2 protein-coding genes are annotated in these 3,770 nt (G+C 43.7%); both read left to right on the top strand.

The annotated features are described in order from the left end of the window. Positions 1 to 118 precede the first annotated feature (118 nt). Positions 119 to 565: a MarR family winged helix-turn-helix transcriptional regulator gene (locus tag V7Z64_RS12230; RefSeq protein WP_297987954.1), complete on the top strand. Its 447-nt coding sequence runs from the start codon at positions 119 to 121 to the stop codon at positions 563 to 565. Next, the gene (locus V7Z64_RS12225; RefSeq protein ID WP_297987952.1) at positions 562 to 3,684 is read left to right on the top strand and encodes an efflux RND transporter permease subunit; all 3,123 of its coding nucleotides are present in this window, start codon (positions 562 to 564) and stop codon (positions 3,682 to 3,684) included. The genes V7Z64_RS12230 and V7Z64_RS12225 overlap by 4 nt, the downstream gene beginning before the upstream one ends. Positions 3,685 to 3,770: the final 86 nt, after the last annotated feature.

The following is a 3,770-nucleotide window of genomic DNA, read 5'->3' as shown; positions in this document are numbered from 1 at the left end:
TCCCTCGCTTTTTTCAACATTATATCATACGTTACTTCATCATTGACCATTTTGCGTTAAATAGTTATAGTATTAAACAGTTAAACAATTGAACAATTTGAATAGGAGGTATCAAAAGATGGAGGGAAGCATACAACAATTTATTGAGCGTTATTTATCCGTTTCGTTTCTCGTAAATAAGCGAGGGGCTGCACTAATGAAATGTGAATTAGACGATGTGACGCACGATCAATATTATGTATTGCGCTACATATATAAACGAGGGATGTGTACATCGACGGAATTAGCGGACGTGTTTGCGGTGAATAAAAGCGCGATTACTGCGATGACGAATCGCCTCGTTGAAAAAGGAATGATTGAACGAGGAAAAGATGGAGACGATCGTCGCGTCATTTCTCTTACACTGACAGAAAAAGGAAAGATGTGGCTTATTGAAACGGAACAAAAAGTATACGAACTTGTTCAGACGATGATGACGAAGCTTTCGTATGAGGAAATTGAGCAGTTTATTCAAACGTATGAAAAGTTGGCAACGATTTTACACGAAATGGAGGAAAACAAATGAAAACGATCGTTCGTGGGAGATGGGTCGTTTTACTCGCTTGGATGATAGCAGCTGTCGTGCTTGCGATGACCGCTCCGAATATGGGGCAACTTGTGCGTGAAAAAGGGCAAATTACTGTCCCAGACGGCTATTCATCTTCGCTCGCAAGCGAACTGCTAAAAGAAGTACAAAAGCAAGAAAAGAAAGAAGGAGAAATGAGCGCTGTCCTCGTTTTCCATCGGAAAGAAAGATTACAAGAAAAAGATTGGAAAGAAATCGAGAAAGCGATTGAACAGTTGCAAGCGAACAAAAAAGAGATCGGAGTGACGCAAGTTGTGTCGCCGTTCGATAATGATCAATTGAAAGAAAAGCTCGTTGCAAAAGACGGGACGACTGTCCTTGTCTCGCTCCAATTAGAACGAAATGGGCGTACAGCAAAAGAAATGAGCAAAGCGCTTTATGATGCAATCAAACATATTCAAGTGCCGCACTATTATACGAGCAACTGGATGATTGACGAAGATGTCGTACAAAGTTCACAAGAAGGATTGAAAAAAACAGAAGGCATTACGGTCGTGTTTATTTTAATTGTTTTATTTCTTGTCTTTCGTTCGCTCGTTGCTCCGTTTGTGCCGTTGCTGACGGTTGGATTGACGTATATCGTATCGCAATCTGTTGTTGCTTTTCTTGTCGATCGAGTCGACTTTCCGCTTTCTACGTTTACGCAAACATTTTTAGTTGCCGTTTTGTTCGGGATTGGAACGGATTATTGTATTTTATTGTTAAGCCGTTTTAAAGAAGAATTAGCGAAACGAGAAGACCGAACAGAAGCGATTATCGCCACGTATAAGACGGCTGGAAAGACGGTTATTTTCAGCGGACTGGCGGTCATGATCGGCTTTGCGTCAATTGGGCTGTCAACATTTAAACTGTATCAGTCCGCATCAGCTGTAGCGGTCGGTGTCGTCGTGTTGCTTGTTGCCCTTATTACGCTTGTACCATTTTTTATGGCTACACTTGGTGAAAAACTTTTTTGGCCGATGAAAGGGGCGCTTGAACATAAGCCGAGCAAATTATGGGATATCGCAGGTCGTTTTTCTTTCGCCCGTCCACTATGGGCGCTTGCGATCGTGGCAGTTATCACATTGCCGATTTTATTGACGTATGACGGCAAGCTTTCTTTTAACTCGATGGCGGAAATCGGGGATCGTTACGCGTCTGTTAAAGCATTTAACATCATTTCAGCCCACTTTAGTGAAGGGGAAGCGATGCCGACGAAAATCGTCCTAAAAAATGATGAAGCGATGGATGATGAACAATATTACTACTTAATTGAAAAAATGAGTCGCGAAGTGGCAAATATTGATGGTGTGGAAGCTGTTCGTTCAGTAACTCGCCCGCTTGGAGAGCCAATTGATCAATTGTTTGTGACAAAGCAAGCGGAACAGTTAAAAGATGGACTTGGAAAAGGAGCGGACGGCATCGGGCAAATTCGTTCTGGTTTAAGTGAAGCGAGCAGCGAAATGGCGAAGTCAGCTCCGAAGCTAGAGCAAGCGACCGGAGGCATTCGCGAACTTGTTAGCGGGACGATGAAACTAAAAACAGGAATGGGCGACTTGCAGCAAGCATTGAAGCAGCTCGAAGATGGAGTGCGAAGCGGAGCGATCGGTGCCGCTGATCTTGAAAAAGGGTTACAGATGGTACAAGCGAATATGAAAAAAGTGCATGATGGGGCAAACGAGTTGCGAAAAGGATATGAACAAGCAACTGGTGGACTACGTCAGCTGAGCGAACAATATGCACAAATCGAAGGGGGATTGCGCACTATTTCCCAACAGCTGCCGCTTCTTTCTCAGTCGCTCAATCGCATTGAAGACCGTCATGCCGGTTTGCGCGAAGATGCCGAATATGCGAGCGTGAAGCAAGCGATTGAACAAATGGGGACACAAATGAACGCATTATCTAGTGCCCTCGTTCAAGTGAACGACGCGCTGCAACGTATTCAACGCGGCTTACAGCAAGCAAACGAATCGTTTGCGACAGTAACGAATGGACAGCAAGCACTTATTACGGGAATGGATCAACTGATCGTTGGACTTGGAAAGCTTCGTTCTGGATTAGAGCAAGCAGCAAATGGTCAAGGTCAAATCGTGCAACGACTGCCAGAAGTGACAAATGGATTAACGAAAGTGAACGAAGGTCAACAGCAACTATTAGCTGGCTTTTCGCAACTAAACAACCAAATGGATCAACTTATTTCAGGGTTAAATCAAAGTGTCGATGGTTTACAACAAGTAGAAAATGGATTACAGTCGGCGAAACAGTACGTTTCACAGTTAGCGAATGCACCAGATGAAGAAATGGCAGGATGGTATATGCCGCCACAATTGTTGACGAGCGAGGAATTTGCTCAAGCGAAGGAAGCATATATGTCGAAAGACGGAAAAGTTATAACGTTTGATGTTGTCTTTTCATCCAATCCGTATGAAACGACGACGATGGAAAAAATCGCACAAGTGAAGGAAGCGATTGCGCGGGCGGTGAACGGTACGAAGCTTGAGCATGCGAAAGTAGGCGTTGGCGGCGTGACAAGCATTTATTCCGATTTGCGCGACATTTCTGCCGCTGATTATGCCCGAACATCTGTATTTATGCTTGCGGGCATTGCGATCATTTTAATTGTTCTTCTTCGCTCGTTTATTATGCCAGCGTATTTAATGTTATCGCTTATTTTAACGTACTATACATCGATGGCGTTTACCGAACTTGTGTTTGTGAATATGCTCGGATACGAAGGAGTGAACTGGGCTGTTCCGTTTTTCGCATTCGTCATTTTAATGGCGCTCGGTATTGACTACAGTATTTTCTTAATGGATCGCTTTAACGAATACCGTGACAAAACGGTGCAAGAAGCGATGCTTGAAGCGATGCGCCATATGGGAACGGTCATTATTTCAGCTGCTGTCATTTTAGGAGGAACGTTTGCGGCGATGTATCCATCCGGCGTCTTATCGCTATTACAAATTGCAACGATTATTTTAACAGGGTTATTTTTATACGCCCTTGTCGTTTTGCCATTATTTATTCCGGTAATGGCGAAAACGTTTGGGCGAGCCAACTGGTGGCCATTTATGAAATAAGAGCGGGATCATGCCCGCTCTTTTATGATATAATACCCGTGGTGCTAGATAAAATCGAGTAAGCATAAAAATAGCCCTTGCTTGGG

Origin of the sequence: Anoxybacillus sp., from assembly GCF_036834105.1 — a bacterium.
Classification (GTDB): Bacteria; Bacillota; Bacilli; order Bacillales; family Anoxybacillaceae; genus Anoxybacillus.
Note: the sequence above shows the minus strand (reverse complement) of the source record. Positions and strands in the feature narration are given on the sequence as shown.